This is a genomic window from Enterobacter cloacae complex sp. IR5403, assembly GCF_049238705.1.
Lineage (GTDB): Bacteria > Pseudomonadota > Gammaproteobacteria > Enterobacterales > Enterobacteriaceae > Enterobacter > Enterobacter hormaechei_C.
Window position 1 is genome coordinate 1 of record NZ_JBMKHP010000025.1, and the last position, 15,436, is coordinate 15,436.

Annotated in this window: 16 protein-coding genes and 1 tRNA gene; 2 read left to right on the forward strand and 15 right to left on the reverse strand. The window is 53.7% G+C overall.

Translation table 11 applies throughout. The annotated features are described in order from the left end of the window. Positions 1 to 278 precede the first annotated feature (278 nt). The 5 genes from ACOTW6_RS21080 to proB all read right to left on the reverse strand — a co-directional run bounded on the left by ACOTW6_RS21080 (position 279) and on the right by proB (position 4,049). On the reverse strand, positions 279 to 647 hold the full coding sequence (locus ACOTW6_RS21080; protein ID WP_109948617.1) for a hypothetical protein: 369 nt from the start codon (positions 645 to 647) through the stop codon (positions 279 to 281). Between the two features lie 107 nt (positions 648 to 754). Beyond that, entirely contained in the window at positions 755 to 913 is a 159-nt protein-coding gene (locus ACOTW6_RS21085) for a hypothetical protein (RefSeq protein ID WP_023303150.1), read from the reverse strand. 580 nt (positions 914 to 1,493) lie between these two features. After that, a tRNA-Thr gene (locus ACOTW6_RS21090) sits at positions 1,494 to 1,569 on the reverse strand. A gap of 111 nt (positions 1,570 to 1,680) precedes the next feature. Continuing rightward, complete coding sequence (proA, locus tag ACOTW6_RS21095; protein WP_062933703.1) at positions 1,681 to 2,934, reverse strand: glutamate-5-semialdehyde dehydrogenase; 1,254 nt, start codon at positions 2,932 to 2,934, stop codon at positions 1,681 to 1,683. A gap of 11 nt (positions 2,935 to 2,945) precedes the next feature. Beyond that, a complete protein-coding gene (proB, locus tag ACOTW6_RS21100; RefSeq protein ID WP_015571369.1) occupies positions 2,946 to 4,049 on the reverse strand; it encodes a glutamate 5-kinase in 1,104 nt (367 codons plus the stop codon). Between the two features lie 305 nt (positions 4,050 to 4,354). Here proB and phoE point away from each other — a divergent pair, with 305 nt between their 5' ends. Further along, complete coding sequence (gene phoE, locus ACOTW6_RS21105; RefSeq protein ID WP_017383128.1) at positions 4,355 to 5,407, forward strand: phosphoporin PhoE; 1,053 nt, start codon at positions 4,355 to 4,357, stop codon at positions 5,405 to 5,407. Positions 5,408 to 5,539: 132 nt separating this feature from the next. Here the strand turns inward: phoE and crl are convergent, their stop codons facing one another. The 3 genes from crl to gpt all read right to left on the reverse strand — a co-directional run bounded on the left by crl (position 5,540) and on the right by gpt (position 7,805). Then, positions 5,540 to 5,941: a sigma factor-binding protein Crl gene (gene crl / locus ACOTW6_RS21110; protein ID WP_006809999.1), complete on the reverse strand. Its 402-nt coding sequence runs from the start codon at positions 5,939 to 5,941 to the stop codon at positions 5,540 to 5,542. A 56-nt stretch (positions 5,942 to 5,997) separates the two neighbouring features. Next, entirely contained in the window at positions 5,998 to 7,242 is a 1,245-nt protein-coding gene (frsA, locus tag ACOTW6_RS21115) for an esterase FrsA (RefSeq protein WP_062939245.1), read from the reverse strand. A 104-nt stretch (positions 7,243 to 7,346) separates the two neighbouring features. Next, the gene (gene gpt / locus ACOTW6_RS21120) at positions 7,347 to 7,805 is read right to left on the reverse strand and encodes a xanthine phosphoribosyltransferase (protein WP_003863205.1); all 459 of its coding nucleotides are present in this window, start codon (positions 7,803 to 7,805) and stop codon (positions 7,347 to 7,349) included. Positions 7,806 to 8,063: 258 nt separating this feature from the next. Between gpt and pepD the strand changes: the two genes are divergently transcribed. Beyond that, positions 8,064 to 9,521, forward strand: a complete 1,458-nt coding sequence (gene pepD / locus ACOTW6_RS21125; RefSeq protein WP_062933700.1) for a cytosol nonspecific dipeptidase — start codon at positions 8,064 to 8,066, stop codon at positions 9,519 to 9,521. 55 nt (positions 9,522 to 9,576) lie between these two features. Here the strand turns inward: pepD and dinB are convergent, their stop codons facing one another. The 7 genes from dinB to ACOTW6_RS21160 form a co-directional block, all read right to left on the reverse strand. Continuing rightward, positions 9,577 to 10,635 carry a DNA polymerase IV gene (dinB, locus tag ACOTW6_RS21130; RefSeq protein ID WP_062933699.1) on the reverse strand — a complete coding sequence of 353 codons (1,059 nt, stop codon included), beginning with the start codon at positions 10,633 to 10,635 and terminating at the stop codon, positions 9,577 to 9,579. Positions 10,636 to 10,741: 106 nt separating this feature from the next. Continuing rightward, positions 10,742 to 10,942 (reverse strand): (Na+)-NQR maturation NqrM, encoded by a 201-nt coding sequence (gene nqrM / locus ACOTW6_RS21135; protein ID WP_003863212.1) that lies wholly within the window; start codon positions 10,940 to 10,942, stop codon positions 10,742 to 10,744. Between the two features lie 2 nt (positions 10,943 to 10,944). Next, positions 10,945 to 12,168, reverse strand: coding sequence for an NADH:ubiquinone reductase (Na(+)-transporting) subunit F (nqrF, locus tag ACOTW6_RS21140; protein ID WP_015571374.1), 1,224 nt, complete (start codon positions 12,166 to 12,168; stop codon positions 10,945 to 10,947). Between the two features lie 10 nt (positions 12,169 to 12,178). Next, positions 12,179 to 12,775, reverse strand: a complete 597-nt coding sequence (gene nqrE, locus ACOTW6_RS21145) for an NADH:ubiquinone reductase (Na(+)-transporting) subunit E (RefSeq protein ID WP_003863217.1) — start codon at positions 12,773 to 12,775, stop codon at positions 12,179 to 12,181. A 6-nt stretch (positions 12,776 to 12,781) separates the two neighbouring features. After that, entirely contained in the window at positions 12,782 to 13,420 is a 639-nt protein-coding gene (locus ACOTW6_RS21150) for an NADH:ubiquinone reductase (Na(+)-transporting) subunit D (RefSeq protein ID WP_003863219.1), read from the reverse strand. Then, positions 13,413 to 14,207, reverse strand: coding sequence for a Na(+)-translocating NADH-quinone reductase subunit C (locus ACOTW6_RS21155; protein WP_062933698.1), 795 nt, complete (start codon positions 14,205 to 14,207; stop codon positions 13,413 to 13,415). The genes ACOTW6_RS21150 and ACOTW6_RS21155 overlap by 8 nt, the downstream gene beginning before the upstream one ends. Continuing rightward, the gene (locus tag ACOTW6_RS21160; RefSeq protein WP_062933697.1) at positions 14,200 to 15,435 is read right to left on the reverse strand and encodes an NADH:ubiquinone reductase (Na(+)-transporting) subunit B; all 1,236 of its coding nucleotides are present in this window, start codon (positions 15,433 to 15,435) and stop codon (positions 14,200 to 14,202) included. Before ACOTW6_RS21160 ends, ACOTW6_RS21155 begins: the two co-directional genes overlap by 8 nt. Position 15,436 lies beyond the last annotated feature (1 nt).

Sequence of the window (15,436 nt, forward strand, 5' to 3'; positions counted from 1 at the left end):
CTGATGATCTGTTCGTCGGAAAAACGCTTCTTCATGGGGATGTCCTCATGTGGCTTATGAAGACATTACTAACATCGGGGTGTACTAATCAACGGGGAGCAGGTCAAGATCATAACAATGAGCCTTCGATTACTGCAAGGGGAAAGCAGGTACGCCAGTACAGGAAAGGCTGATATGCGTATTCGTGTTCCTGCGATGAAAGGTAGCCAACTGAAAGCCTTGCTTGATTACATACGCGCGTTGAAGTGAAGAAGCGGGGGGCGAGTTGCCCCCTGACCTTATGCCTTGATTAGCCATTTAGGAGGGATTTCGAGCCATTTCTGACTCTCTTCATCGTAGAAAAATACATCATCTACACCGTGTTCAATCAGATTCACTGGTTTCTCACCTATCGGGAGAGACAACTCCTCAATAAGAACAGCCAAAACACTATTCACCTGATCATTGCCATCCCAGGCAACATTTTTTTCCATGTGTTTTCCATGAAATCCATAGCGGATACGTAACTGCTTGTTGGTCATTACCATCCCCCTACTGTTTGCATTGTCTTGGTATATTGATTCAACAAAATCTCGTTGCTCTCCAGTCAAGGCGAGTATCTCCAACAAAAGAGTTAACTCCCTTCGTATTGATTCCTTATCTGACATACCCACCCTTGAGTGATTAAGATTAATCTCAGGTTATACAGGGTGCAAAAATTGTGCAACTAACAGATTTTAGACGATATAAGCCATTTAGCACCGTGATGGGTAGCTTAAAACATGTTGTTAGCCGTTCGCGCCAGCTTGATTTCCTCTCGCTCTTCCTGCTTCTTAGCAAGCCAAGCTTTACCTTCTGGCGTAGCAAGGAATTTACGAGCGTGAATCTTACGGTTGTTGCGCTTAGTGGCTGCCTTATTCGTGGCTTTTGACATGATATCACCTCCGCTGAATCTGCCAGCGCTCAACGTACAGCAGAGAGACAGTACAACGAAAGTTACAATCGTGCAGATAATGGATGACCATTACGTGCCGTGTTGGGCACATAAGAAAAGGCGGCGCGTAGCGCTTCCGCAGGGTGTAATCCCTTCGCAGGGAGGATAAAGCCTTAGCACGTTCTCTTATCAGGTGATCGTTATACTCCGGTGATCGAAACCGTGGCAGAGCCGGATTCTTTCCCGATCCGGTTAGTCTTCCCAACATTACGCCTGTTTATTCTCTGCAACGTCATCTCGACGTGTAGCATCATTGAGCGCCGCACGAAGCGCGGAACGTATCGCTAAGGGTTCAAGTGATGTGTTTAGAGAGTCCGGCAACTCTTTTAGCTTCAAGGGATGGCATAATTTCTAATGCTGTTCGGGCTTGAGCCTGGTAACTACCCGCCAGTACGTTGTACAATACTTGAGCCGATACAACGCAAAGGCGTTTACCAGTGCTAACAGACGTTAGAACAGAAGTTACAAACCGTTAGATAAACATGCTAAAGAATGCTGTTTTTACGGGATTTTCTGTTGATGGTGCCGATAATAGGAGTCGAACCTACGACCTTCGCATTACGAATGCGCTGCTCTACCAACTGAGCTATATCGGCCCTGAAAGGCCGGTTACGAGCGTAACCACGGGGCAAAAGAGTAGATCTAACCAGGTGATGCGTCAATGCCCTTTTGAATCAAACGGCTATTTTTGCATCACCCGCGATTATTTATGCACGAATGGTATCATCACCGAAGCCGATCCACTTGTAGGTGGTCAGTGCTTCCAGCCCCATCGGACCGCGGGCATGCAGCTTCTGTGTGCTCACAGCCACCTCCGCGCCCAGACCAAACTGGCCGCCATCGGTGAAGCGCGTCGAGGCATTCACGTAAACCGCAGACGAATCCACTTCATTCACAAAACGATCGGCATTGCGCAGGGTGCGCGTCAGGATCGCGTCAGAATGCTGGGTTCCGTGTTCACGAATGTGTGCAATAGCGTCATCGAGATCCGCAACCACCTTCACGTTCAGATCCAGCGACAAATACTCATCGTCGTACTGCTCCGCGTTAACCGGAACGACCTTCGCCGGACCGTCTTTCAGCAGGGCGAAAGCCTTCTCGTCCGCATGCAACGTGACGCCACTTTCCGCCATCTGCTTGCTCAGCGCTGGCAGGAAGGTACTGGCGATGCCCTGATGCACCAGCAACGTTTCCACCGTATTACAGGTGCTTGGACGCTGTGTTTTAGCGTTGACGATAATCTTCAGCGCAGGTTCGATCTCCGCGGTGTCATCCACCACGATATGGCATACGCCAATACCGCCGGTGATCACCGGAATGGTAGATTGCTCACGGCACAGCTTGTGCAAGCCCGCGCCGCCGCGTGGGATGAGCATGTCGATGTATTTGTCCATGCGCAGCATCTCGTTGACCAGCGCACGGTCGGGGCTTTCAATCGCCTGCACGGCACCCGCCGGTAAACCACACTCCTCCAGCGCCTGCTGAATGACGTTTACCGTCGCGGCGTTGGTGCGCCAGGTCTCCTTCCCGCCACGCAGGATGGCGGCGTTACCGGTCTTCAGGCACAGGGAGGCGACATCCACCGTCACGTTTGGACGCGCTTCGTAAATCACACCAATGACGCCGAGCGGCACGCGGCGACGCTCAAGGCGTAACCCGCTGTCGAGCACCCCACCGTCAATCACCTGCCCTACCGGGTCGGGGAGGTTGCACACCTGACGGACGTCGTCGGCGATACCTTTCAGACGCGCCGGGGTCAGCGCCAGACGATCGAGCATCGCTTCACTCAAGCCGTTGCGACGCGCTTCCAGCAGATCCTGCTCGTTGGCGAGCAAAATTTCCTGCGACTGAGATTCCAGATAATCAGCGATTTTTTCCAGCACGCGATTTTTCTCGCGGCTGGAAAGGAGCGCCAGTTTATAAGAGGCGGCTTTCGCGGCTGCGCCCATTTGTTCCAGCATGTTCTGGCTCCTTAACGAATAATCATGTCGTCACGATGCACGGCAACCGGGCCATATTCATAGCCCAGGATGGCGTCGATCTGCTGGGAATGGTGACCAGCAATCCGACGCAACGCGTCGCTGTTATAACGACTTACGCCATGAGCGATGTCGCGACCTTCAAGGTTACGGATTCGGATCACTTCACCACGCGAGAAGTTGCCTGTCACGCTTTTAATTCCTTTTGGAAGTAACGAGCTTCCTCTTTCCAGAATAGCGGCGGTCGCGCCTTCATCCACGGTCAGTTCGCCAGCCGGGGGCGCACCAAAGATCCAGCGTTTTCGGTTTTCCAGCGGGGACGCCTGGGCGTGGAAGCGAGTGCCCACAGAGATGCCTTCCATCACATCACCGATCACGCCCGGACGGCTGCCCGCGGCGATGATGGTGTCGATACCGGCCCGGCACGCCACGTCCGCGGCCTGGAGCTTGGTGCCCATACCGCCGGTTCCCAGACCAGAAACGCTGTCACCCGCGATGGCGCGCAGCGCATCGTCAATGCCGTGAACGTCTTTGATCAGTTCAGCCTGTGGATTAGAGCGCGGGTCAGCGGTAAACAGCCCCTGCTGATCGGTCAGAAGCAGCAGCTTATCGGCCCCTGCCAGGATCGCCGCCAGCGCAGAGAGGTTATCGTTGTCGCCTACTTTGATTTCAGCGGTGGCAACAGCGTCGTTTTCGTTAATGACCGGAACGATATGGTTATCCAGCAGCGCACGCAGCGTATCGCGGGCGTTCAGGAAACGTTCTCTGTCTTCCATATCCGCACGCGTCAGCAGCATCTGCCCGACGTGAATGCCGTAGATGGAGAACAGTTGTTCCCAGAGCTGTATGAGTCGGCTTTGTCCCACGGCGGCCAGCAGCTGTTTGGAGGCGATCGTCGCGGGGAGTTCGGGGTAGCCCAGGTGTTCACGCCCGGCGGCAATCGCCCCGGAAGTCACAATCACAATACGATGCCCTGCGGCATGCAACTGAGCGCACTGACGTACAAGCTCAACGATATGGGCACGATTCAGGCGGCGCGATCCGCCTGTTAACACACTGGTACCGAGTTTTACCACCAGCGTCTGGCTGTCACTCATGATTCTCTGCCGTTCAACAATAAGGGAAAATGATGTCAGTCAGACGTTTTAACAGGTGTCAGCTCCGTTGCCAACTGCCTTAGCGCATGACCCGTCACTTTGTTGCGCGGGATCAGGAAGCGTAGCGGCAGATTTTGACAATTTTATTACCGAAAAATTAAAACATACTTTTTTAGACATATTCTTACTTTGTCATAAAACTTTCACCCACGAACGATAAAACCCTTCCTGTTTTTCACGGGGTAATAAGTCGAATCTTATTACTCAGCGAATATTAGCGCGTTTTTATAAAATCAGGATTGAAAATGAAAAAGAGCACTCTGGCATTAGTGGTAATGGGCGTAGTTGCTTCCGCATCTGTTCAGGCAGCAGAAGTTTATAATAAAAACGGGAATAAACTGGACGTGTACGGCAAAGTAAAAGCAATGCACTACATCAGTGATGATGACGCTAAGGATGGTGACCAGACTTACGTTCGTTTCGGCTTTAAGGGTGAAACGCAGATTAACGATCAGCTGACGGGCTACGGACGTTGGGAAGCTGAGTTCGCAGGTAACAAAGCTGAGAGCGACTCTTCTCAAAAAACACGTCTGGCATTTGCCGGGCTGAAACTGAAAGACTTCGGCTCACTGGATTACGGCCGTAACCTGGGCGCGCTGTATGACGTCGCCGCATACACCGATATGTTCCCGGAGTTCGGCGGTGACGGCCTGGCGCAGACCGATAACTTCATGACGAAACGCGCCTCCGGTCTGGCCACATACCGTAATACCGATTTCTTTGGCCTGGTTGACGGCCTGAACATGACCCTGCAATACCAGGGCAAAAATGAAAACCGCGACGTGAAGAAGCAAAACGGTGACGGCTTCGGTACCTCCCTGAGCTATGACTTCGGCGGCAGCGATTTTTCTGTGATTGGTGCGTATGCCAGCTCCGATCGCACTAACGATCAAAACCTTCAGGCACGCGGCGAAGGTAAAAAAGCAGAAGGCTGGGCAACCGGTTTGAAATATGATGCCAACGATATTTATCTGGCCACTATCTATTCCGAAACCCGCAATATGGCCCCTATTTCCGGTGGCTTTGCAAATAAAGCGCAAAACTTCGAAGTGGTCGCGCAATATCAATTTGACTTTGGTCTGCGTCCATCTCTGGGTTACGTGCAGTCTAAAGGCAAAGATATCGAAGGTATCGGCGATGAAGATATCGTGAAATACATCGACGTAGGTGCGACATATTATTTCAACAAAAATATGTCTGCGTTTGTTGATTATAAGATCAACCAGATCGATGACGATAATAAACTGGGCGTAAGCAGCGATGATATCGTTGCGCTGGGCATGACCTACCAGTTCTGATGTTGTGGTAATAAAAAAACCGGCGCTGAGCCGGTTTTTTTGTGCCCGGTGACGCTGTGCTTACCGGGCATACGGGATAGTACATTTTTCATGCCGGGTAAGGCGTAGCCGCCACCCGGCGCTGTGACATCATCAGGCTCTCAGTTTCACCGCTTCGCTGGAAAAATCGTCCGCAGGCTCCAGCTTCAGATCCAGCGTTGCCAGCAGGTCGCGAGCTTTGCCGTGAAATTCTTTTAGCGTATGCTCCAGGCGATCGATCACTTCCTGATCTTTGATGCTCGTCGCCTGCCAGTGCCCGTCTTTATTAAACAGGCCAAACTGATAGCTATAGGTAAAACGGTTTTCCTGTGCTTCCATTTCCATCCACCAGCCCCAGAACTCACGTTTTTCGGGTGCAGGCTTCACGTTGACGCAAACAGCCAGGCAGTCGAAAAAAAAGCGATTCTCTTCACACTGCTCTTCTCGAATATACGGGCCAAGAGCCATGAACTTCTTAATCAGTCTACTTTTCGGGTGTCCACTCGGTAACGTCATTGCGATCTCCTTTTGTGAAGCACTGTTTTACCAAACCAACGAAATTTAGCAAACTATTAACACAATCTCTGCGTGATCCAGCGTGTGATCTCTTTCAGCGCTTTGTCAAAATTCTGGTACACCGGGCTGAAGGGTACCTCCAGCAATTTACCGTCAGAAGATGACGACGTGATTAAGCGTGACTCCTCTTCAGGGCTAAACGGATCGTTCTTCCAGAAACCGGACATCATCGGGGTTGGGCAGCGGCGGCCGAGTAAGCCCTGCGTTTTTAATGAATAACGATTAAGTTCAATGCGCAACGCTTCATCTGAAGCATCATGCATGCCAAGTCGGCTCGCCAGCACGTCCAGATACATCTCAGGAACGCTACCCTGACGCGCAGGATCGCTTAACAGAGCATGCACCACCGGGCCAAGACAGGCGACGGCCTTCAGGCGTGAAGATTCAAGGTAGGCCAGCCGTACCGCGACGTTAGCGCCAAAGCGGAAGCCAAACGCGCCTACCCGGGTGTGGTCAACCCAGGGGATATTCTCCAGCGCTTTTAATGCATGCTGGTGCAGCAGGCTGGAGTCTTGCGTAAGTTTCCATTTGGATGAAAAACCAATGGAAGGCATATCGAGCGTCAGCATGGCGATCCCTTTTGGGGCAAAGTAGCGCTCATACAGGCTGTAATAGTCGATTTGTAACGAGTCCAGGCCACCGCACATCAGAACCGTCGGGAACGGCCCTTCCCCCTCCGGCATATGCAGGAATCCGGTCACCGGGCTGCCGCCGGGAATGGCGAACTCAATTTCACGCATCCGGCCAGGCAGCCGCTGGGCGGCCTCTTCATAAGCCCGGTTTGCCAGCGCCTGGGCCTGCTCTGCCAGTTCGTCGCCTTTCAGATGCGGATATGCAGCGATGCTGTACAGATTTGCCGCATGCAGCCAGTGCTTGCCGCTGAGAGTGGCATCTTCTTCCTGGCTCGCTTTTTGCTGCCAGAGCATGGCCTGCTTTGACCATTCGTAGATCCAGTTTCCACCACGGTAGCCCACCACCGTATCGTAGAGATCGCTGTCGGTACGCTCGGACTCGCTCATCACGATACGCGCCTGCACGTCGAGGATTTCACGCGGATCGATGCCGCGCCAGATCCACATCAGGCGGTTAATCATTCGATACCAGTGGGGCACGTTCTTACCGTCTAACGCTGACTGAACGGCAGGCATTGTCCCCGGATTAAACCGACGCACCAGCGTCGACGTTTCAGGGTGCTTGAAACGGGGTTTGAAGAGAGTTTCGGTAAGATTCGCCTGCGTCATTGCGTTGCCTCCATGGATACGTCATATGAAGACCATTGTAACGCCTGGCAGGCTAAAAAGAACAACGCCCGGCATAACCGGGCGTGTAAAGTTACGTACTGAAATTAACGGCCAGAGATAGGCGGTACGAAGACCACGCCCATATCCCATGGCTGTTCAATCCAGGTATCCTGCGGGATATCAATGACGTAATCATCAACCAGTGGGCGACCCGCTGGTTTCGCGAAGATAGTGACGAAGTGCGCTTTTGGATACATTTCGCGGATAGCCACCGCAGTACCGCCGGTGTCCACCAGATCGTCGATAACGATAAAGCCTTCACCGTCGCCTTCCGCGCGTTTCAGCACTTTCAGTTCGCGCTGGTTGTCGTGATCGTAGCTGGAGATACATACGGTATCGACATGACGAATACCCAGCTCACGTGCCAGCAGCGCCCCCGGTACCAGACCGCCACGGCTGACGGCAATAATGCCTTTCCACTGTTCGGAAGGCATCAGACGCGCAGCCAGTTTGCGTGCGTGAATCTGCAACATGTCCCAGGTGACGACGTATTTTTCGCTCATGTGAAGTGTCCCAGCCTGTTTATATACGGCTTAAAAAAATGAGGGTGAACCAGGTTGCGCGAGATTATAGAGATCTGACGCACTAAAAACCAGTGTTACGCGCCATGAGCCTGAGTTTTTACATGCTTAATGCTACCAGCCACGGGAGAAAGTGGTATTCTCAGTTGCATCTCGCAAGCCTGACTTGTGGTAACAATCAACCTGCTAACCCTGTGACCTGCAACATTGTTTTGCAGCGCATCGACAAGGAGACCTATCGTGTCTGAACTGTCTCAATTATCTCCACAGCCGCTGTGGGATATTTTTGCCAAAATCTGCTCCATTCCGCACCCTTCCTATCACGAAGAACAGCTTGCCGAACATATTATGGGCTGGGCAAAGGAAAAAGGTCTGCACGCTGAGCGCGACCAGGTTGGCAATATTCTTATCCGCAAACCTGCCACCGCAGGTATGGAAAACCGTAAGCCAGTGGTATTGCAGGCGCACCTGGACATGGTTCCGCAGAAAAACAACGACACCGTTCACGACTTCACAAAAGACCCGATTCAGCCGTACATCGACGGCGAGTGGGTGAAGGCGCGCGGCACGACCCTGGGCGCAGATAACGGCATTGGTATGGCTTCCGCGCTGGCCGTGCTGGCTGACGACAGCGTTGAACACGGTCCGCTGGAAGTGCTGCTGACCATGACTGAAGAAGCGGGCATGGATGGCGCGTTCGGTCTTCAGGCAAACTGGCTGCAAGCGGACATTCTGATCAACACCGACTCCGAAGAAGAAGGTGAGATCTACATGGGCTGCGCGGGCGGGATCGATTTCATCTCTACCCTGCCGCTGTCCCGCGAAGCGATCCCTTCCGGATTCGAGACCTTTAAGCTGACGCTGAAAGGGCTGAAAGGCGGTCACTCCGGCGGTGATATTCACCTGGGCCTGGGCAACGCCAACAAACTGCTGGCGCGTTTCCTGGCGGGCCATGCCGCTGAACTGGATCTGCGCCTGGTGGACTTCAACGGCGGTACTCTGCGTAACGCGATCCCTCGCGAAGCCTTCGCTACCGTGGCGGTACCTGCGGCGAAAGCGGACGAGCTGAAAAAACTCTCCAGCGTGTATCTGGAGATCCTGAAAAACGAACTGTCTGCAAAAGAGAAAAACCTGACGGTGGTGCTGGAGTCCGTTACGACGGATAAAGCCGCGCTGACCGCACAGTCTCGTGACACGTTCGTCCAGCTGCTGAACGCAACGCCAAACGGCGTGATCCGCAACTCTGACGTGGCAAAAGGCGTGGTGGAAACCTCCCTGAACGTGGGCGTGGTGACCATGGGTGACGACAGCGCAGAGATCATCTGCCTGATCCGTTCCCTGATCGACAGCGGTAAAGAGTACGTTGTGAGCATGCTGGAATCTCTGGGCACGCTGGCCGGTGCGAAAACGTCTGCAAAAGGCAGCTACCCGGGCTGGCAGCCGGATGCAAGTTCTCCGGTCATGGCACTGGTGCGTGAAACTTATCAGCGACTGTTCAACAGCACCCCGAACATTCAGGTTATTCATGCGGGTCTCGAATGTGGTCTGTTCAAGAAACCGTATCCGGATATGGACATGGTCTCTATCGGGCCAACCATCACCGGGCCACACTCCCCGGATGAGCAGGTTCACATTGAAAGCGTCGGTCACTACTGGACGCTGCTGACTGAGCTGCTGAAAGCAATTCCTGTTAAGTAATTAGCCGTTTGATGCCCGGTGGCGCTACGCTTGCCGGGCTTACGATTAGCGTAATCTACAGTCCCAACACCAGCTGACGTTCCAGCTGCGGATCCAGCAAGGTGACGTGCAGCCCCACCAGCCTCACCCCTCGTCCGCCCCGCCGTTCTTCCCATGCCTTTTTTGCCGTCGCGATAAGATCCTCTTTGTTGAGGCGTGGCCAGACGTGCTCCTGCGTCGTCTGCTGAAAATCGTTAAATTTCAGTTTGATGCCCTGTCGGGCAATAAGCAGATCCGGTTTGACCTTCAGTAAGCGTCGTTCAAGCTCAGGATAAAGCTGTTCCGTAATAATGGTTTCACACTCGGTCCAGTCATGGATATCTTCGCTGAGCGTGCGTTCAACGCCGACCGATTTACGCAGCCGTTCGTTGTTCACATCCCGGTCATCAATGCCCTGACTGCGTTCCCACAGTACGCGGCCAAACTTGCCAAAACGCTTAAGCAGCAGCGCCAGATCGCTGCGCTGAACGTCTTCGCAGGTGCGTAGCCCCATACTTTCCAGCTTCGCGGCGGAGACTTTGCCCACGCCGGGGATTTTGCTGAGCGGCAGCGTCTTTAAAAACGCCGGAACCTCTTCCGGAGTGATAACGTACTGGCCGTTGGGCTTATTCAAATCGGAGGCGATTTTGGCGAGAAACTTTACCGGCGCGACGCCTGCCGATGCCGTCAGGTTCAGCTCGTTAAAAATAGTCTGGCGGATCTCCTGCGCCATCAGGGTGGCGGAGCCGTGGCAGTGCACGCTGTGGGTGACATCCAGATAGGCTTCATCCAGCGATAACGGTTCAATCAGTGAGGTGTAGCGGGAGAAGATCTCCTGAATGTGGCTCGATGCTTCTTTATAAGCATCAAAACGTCCGGGCAAAAGAGTGAGATGCGGGCACAGTTTCAGCGCCATCGCTGTCGGCATGGCGCTGCGCACGCCGTATTTGCGAGCAGGATAGTTGGCGGTGCTGATGACACCGCGCTGAACCCGGCTGCCGCCAATGGCGATGGGAATATCCCGCAGCGCCGGGTTGTCACGCATCTCCACTGCGGCAAAAAAGCAGTCCATATCGACATGGATTATTTTGCGCATAGTAAGCCCTCACTCATTACTGGATAAGTATACAGTAAACAAATGAGGGTTGAGAAGTGCGTGCAGGAATTGTCGGGTGGCGGGGTGCCTTACCCGACCTGGAAAACTAAATAATGCGTTGCTGCTCGCGAGCCATCCGCTTTTTCCGCGCATCGCACGGCTCCGGACAATCGCACACTTTTTCCATTCCGATAGAAGAGATGCCTCCGCAACTGCCCTGAATGCTTTTACGCTTGATGATCCAGCCTAAGGACATGCCGAAGATCACCAGCACAAACACCGCAAAGGTCGCCAGAAAAGTCAGCATAATCAGCCTCCGAAATCATCGAGCATGATGTTCTCATCTTCCACACCAAGATCTTTTAGCATCTTAATCACGGCGGCGTTCATCATTGGTGGACCACACATATAGAACTCGCAGTCTTCCGGTGCCGGGTGCTGTTTGAGGTAATTTTCATACAGCACGTTGTGGATGAAGCCCGTATAGCCTGTCCAGTTATCTTCCGGCTGCGGATCGGATAGCGCCACATGGAAGGTAAAGTTAGGGTTATCACGCGCCAGTTGTTCAAACTCATCGTCATAGAACATTTCGCGCAGTGAACGCGCCCCGTACCAGAAGCTGATCTTACGCTTGCTGCCAAGTCGTTTGAGCTGGTCAAAAATATGCGAACGCATCGGCGCCATACCCGCACCGCCGCCGATAAAGACCATCTCCGCATCGGTATCTTTGGCGAAGAACTCCCCAAACGGGCCGGAAATCGTCACTTTGTCGCCAGGCTTGAGGGACCAGATATACGACGACATGACGCCAGGGGGTGCATCAGGCACATTCGGTGGCGGCGTGGCGATACGCACGTTGAGCATAATAATGCCCTTCTCTTCCGGATAGTTAGCCATGGAATAGGCGCGAAGCGCGGGCTCTTTTACCTCGGAAACAAAGCGGAAGAGGTTAAATTTATCCCAGTCTGCCCGGTATTCCTCGGGCACGTCGAAGTCAGCATACGCGACGGTGTGTGCCGGACAATCAATCTGGATATACCCACCCGCACGGAACGGAACGCTCTCCCCTTCAGGGACACGCAGCTTGAGCTCTTTGATGAATGTGGCTTTATTATCGTTAGAGATAACTTCGCACTCCCATTTTTTCACACCGAAGATCTCCTCCGGCAGCTCAATTTTCATGTTCTGGCGCACAGCGACCTGACACGCCAGACGGCATCCCTCTTTCGCTTCACGCTTCGTGATATGCGACAGTTCCGTAGGCAGAATATCACCGCCGCCCTCTTTCACCGTCACACGGCACTGGCCACAGGATCCACCGCCGCCACAGGCAGACGAGACAAAAATCCCGTTGCCGGAGAGCGTGTTAAGCAGCTTATCCCCTGCCGGGGTACGGATCTGATTCTGCGGATCGTCATTGATATCAATGATCACATCCCCGGAATTGACCAGCTTCGCACGCGCCGCCAGGATCAGCCCTGACAGCACCAGTACTATCAGCGTGAACATCACCACGCCAAGAATAATTTCCATCTGTTAGCCCTTATAGCTGCACACCGGAGAAGGACATAAAGCCCAACGCCATCAGGCCGGTGGTGATAAAGGTGATCCCTAAGCCACGAAGCCCCGCAGGTACGTTGGCATATTTCATTTTTTCGCGGATCCCCGCCATGGTGACAATCGCCAGCATCCAGCCGATACCGGAACCGAAACCATACACAACCGATTCACTGAAGTTGTAATCGCGCTGAACCATAAACGAGACGCCGCCAAAAATGGCGCAGTTCACGGCGATCAGCGGCAGGAAGATCCCCAGCGCGTTGTACAGCGACGGGAAGTATTTATCGAGGATCATCTCCAGGATCTGAACAAGCGCCGCAATCACCCCAATAAAGGTGATGAAGTTCAGGAAGCTAAGATCAACCCCCTCCACCAGCGCGCCATCGCGCAGCACGAAGTTGAAGACCAGGTTGTTAATGGGAACGGAAAGCCCCAGCACAACGGTAACTGCCACGCCCAGACCAAATGCCGTCGATACCTTTTTAGAAACGGCAAGGAAGGTACACATGCCCAGGAAGAAAGCGAGCGCCATGTTTTCAACAAACACCGCGCGCACAAATAAACTCAGGTAATGAGCCATTGTCGGTTACTCCTTTTCCTGCTGTTCAGGCTTCAACGTACGAATTAGCCAGATCAGCAAACCGATAATGAAAAATGCGCTTGGGGCCAGCAGGAACAGGCCGTTCGGCAGATACCAGCCGCCGTTCTGTACCGTATCCAGCACCGGGATGCCAAACAGCTTGCCGCTGCCAATAAGTTCGCGCAGGAAACCGACCGTCAACAGGATCACGCCGTAACCCAGGCCGTTGCCGATACCGTCCATAAAGCTCGCCAGCGGTGGCATTTTCATCGCATAGGCTTCAGCACGCCCCATCACGATGCAGTTGGTGATTATCAGGCCGACAAACACCGAAAGCTGCTTCGAGGTTTCATAGGCGAAGGCGCGCAGGAGCTGATCGACTACGATCACCAGCGAGGCGATGATCGCCATCTGCACGATGATCCTCACGCTGTTGGGTATGTGGTGGCGGATCATTGAGATAAACATGCTGGAAAACGCTGTCACCAGCGTTACCGCCAGCGTCATGACCACCGCCGTTTCCAGCTTGGTGGTCACCGCCAGCGCCGAGCACACCCCCAGCACCTGTAGCGTTATCGGGTTATTGGCTAACAGCGGGCCAATCAATACCTTTTTAACTTCTTTCAGTTCACCCGTATCAGCCATTTTTCAGCGCTCCTTCACGTACATTCTTCAGGAAGGGACCAAAGCCCAGTTCACCCATCCAGAAATCAAAGCTGTGCTGCACACCGTTAGAGGTGAGCGTGGCGCCGGAAAGGCCATCAACGGCAAATTCATCGCCGGGACGCGCACCCCCTTTCACCACCTTCAGCGCAGGCTGGCCGTTGTCGTCGAGCACTTTTTTACCAACAAACTGTGCCCGCCAGTTAGGGTTCTCAACTTCGCCCCCCAGCCCTGGTGTTTCGCCCTGATCGTAATAAGTAATGCCTTTGACCGTACGACCATCGGTATCCAACGCCACAAAGGCGTACATCATTGACCATAAACCGTTGCCATAGATGGGCAACACGATTTCCTGGATGCGCTTTTGCTCGTCACGGACGAGGTAAATCTCCGCGACATTGCTGCGGCGCTTAATGCCTGCCGGATCCTGCGAGGCGTCAAGCGTGGTGCTCATCTGCGGATCTTTTAGCGCCAGCGCCTGGTTGTATTTCGCCGGGTCTTTTTCCATTAACTCCCCGGTTTTTAAATCCACCAGCCGTGCGGTAATACGTTCGGCAAACACCGCTGCGACGTCATCCTTCGTCATGCCTTCCTGCATCAGCCCGGCCACGGCCAGGATGTTACGCTGTTTATCCAGCGCTCGTTGCTCCTGCTGTAGCGGTTTTAACCCTACGGCAGAACCGGCCACGACAATGGAACAGACCAGACACAGTACCAGCACCACCAGCAGCGTTTTGCTGATGCTGTCGTTATTTTTGATCTCAGCCACGCGCCTTCCTCCGCTTAATGTTGGCGCGCACGACCAGGTAGTCGAACAGCGGCGCAAACAGATTGGCAAACAGAATGGCCAACATCATCCCTTCCGGATAGGCCGGGTTGACCACGCGAATCAGTACACACATCACCCCAATGAGCACGCCGTAACACCATTTACCTCTGTCGGTAAACGAAGCCGAGACCGGATCGGTGGCCATGAACATCATGCCAAACGCAAAGCCTCCCAGCACGAGGTGCCAGTACCACGGCATGGAGAACATCGGGTTTGTGTCTGAACCAATGAAGTTGAAAAGCGTGGCGGTGAGTACCATCCCGAGCATGACGCCAGCGACAATGCGCCAGGACGCCACGCGGCCAAAGAGGATGATGGCCCCGCCGATCAAAATCATCAGGGTAGACACTTCACCGATGGAGCCTGGAATATTGCCGATAAACGCATCAAACCAGGTGACAGGCTGTCCGGTTGCATTGTTGACCAGCGTTTCGCCGCCGCCTGCCGCCCACTGTGAAAGTGGCGTCGCGCCGGAGAATCCGTCTGCTGCCGTCCACACCAGGTCGCCCGAGATTTGCGCCGGATAAGCAAAGAACAGGAACGCGCGCCCTGCCAGTGCCGGGTTGAGGAAGTTGCGTCCGGTCCCGCCGAAGATCTCCTTGGCAATCACCACGCCAAAGCTGATCCCCATCGCCGCCTGCCAGAGCGGCAGCGTTGGCGGGACAATCAGCGCAAACAGAATAGAGGTAACAAAGAAGCCCTCGTTGATCTCATGTTTGCGAATAATGGCGAACAGCACCTCCCAGAAACCGCCCACGATAAAGACAGTCATATAGATGGGGAGGAAGAAGACAGCGCCCAGCGTCATCATGCTGACCCAGCCGGCATCTGCCGCAAAGCTTACCCCCAGCGACTGCGCCAGACGATAGTGCCAGTCAGACTGAATCACCTGCGCCAACTGCTCTGCATCGTACATATGGTGCAGCGCCGGAATAGTTTGCAACCCAACGTTATACATCCCCCAGAACATGGCCGGGAAGACCGCAAACCAGACCAGAATCATCATTCGCTTGAGGTCAATGGCGTCGCGAACGTGCGCCGCGCCTTTCGTCACCAGACCCGGCGTGTAGAAAATCGTCGTGGTCGCTTCATACAGCGGGTAATACTTTTTGAGCTTCCCTTCGGTAAAGTGCGGCTCAATTTTTTCAAAGAGGTGTTTTAAGCCCATG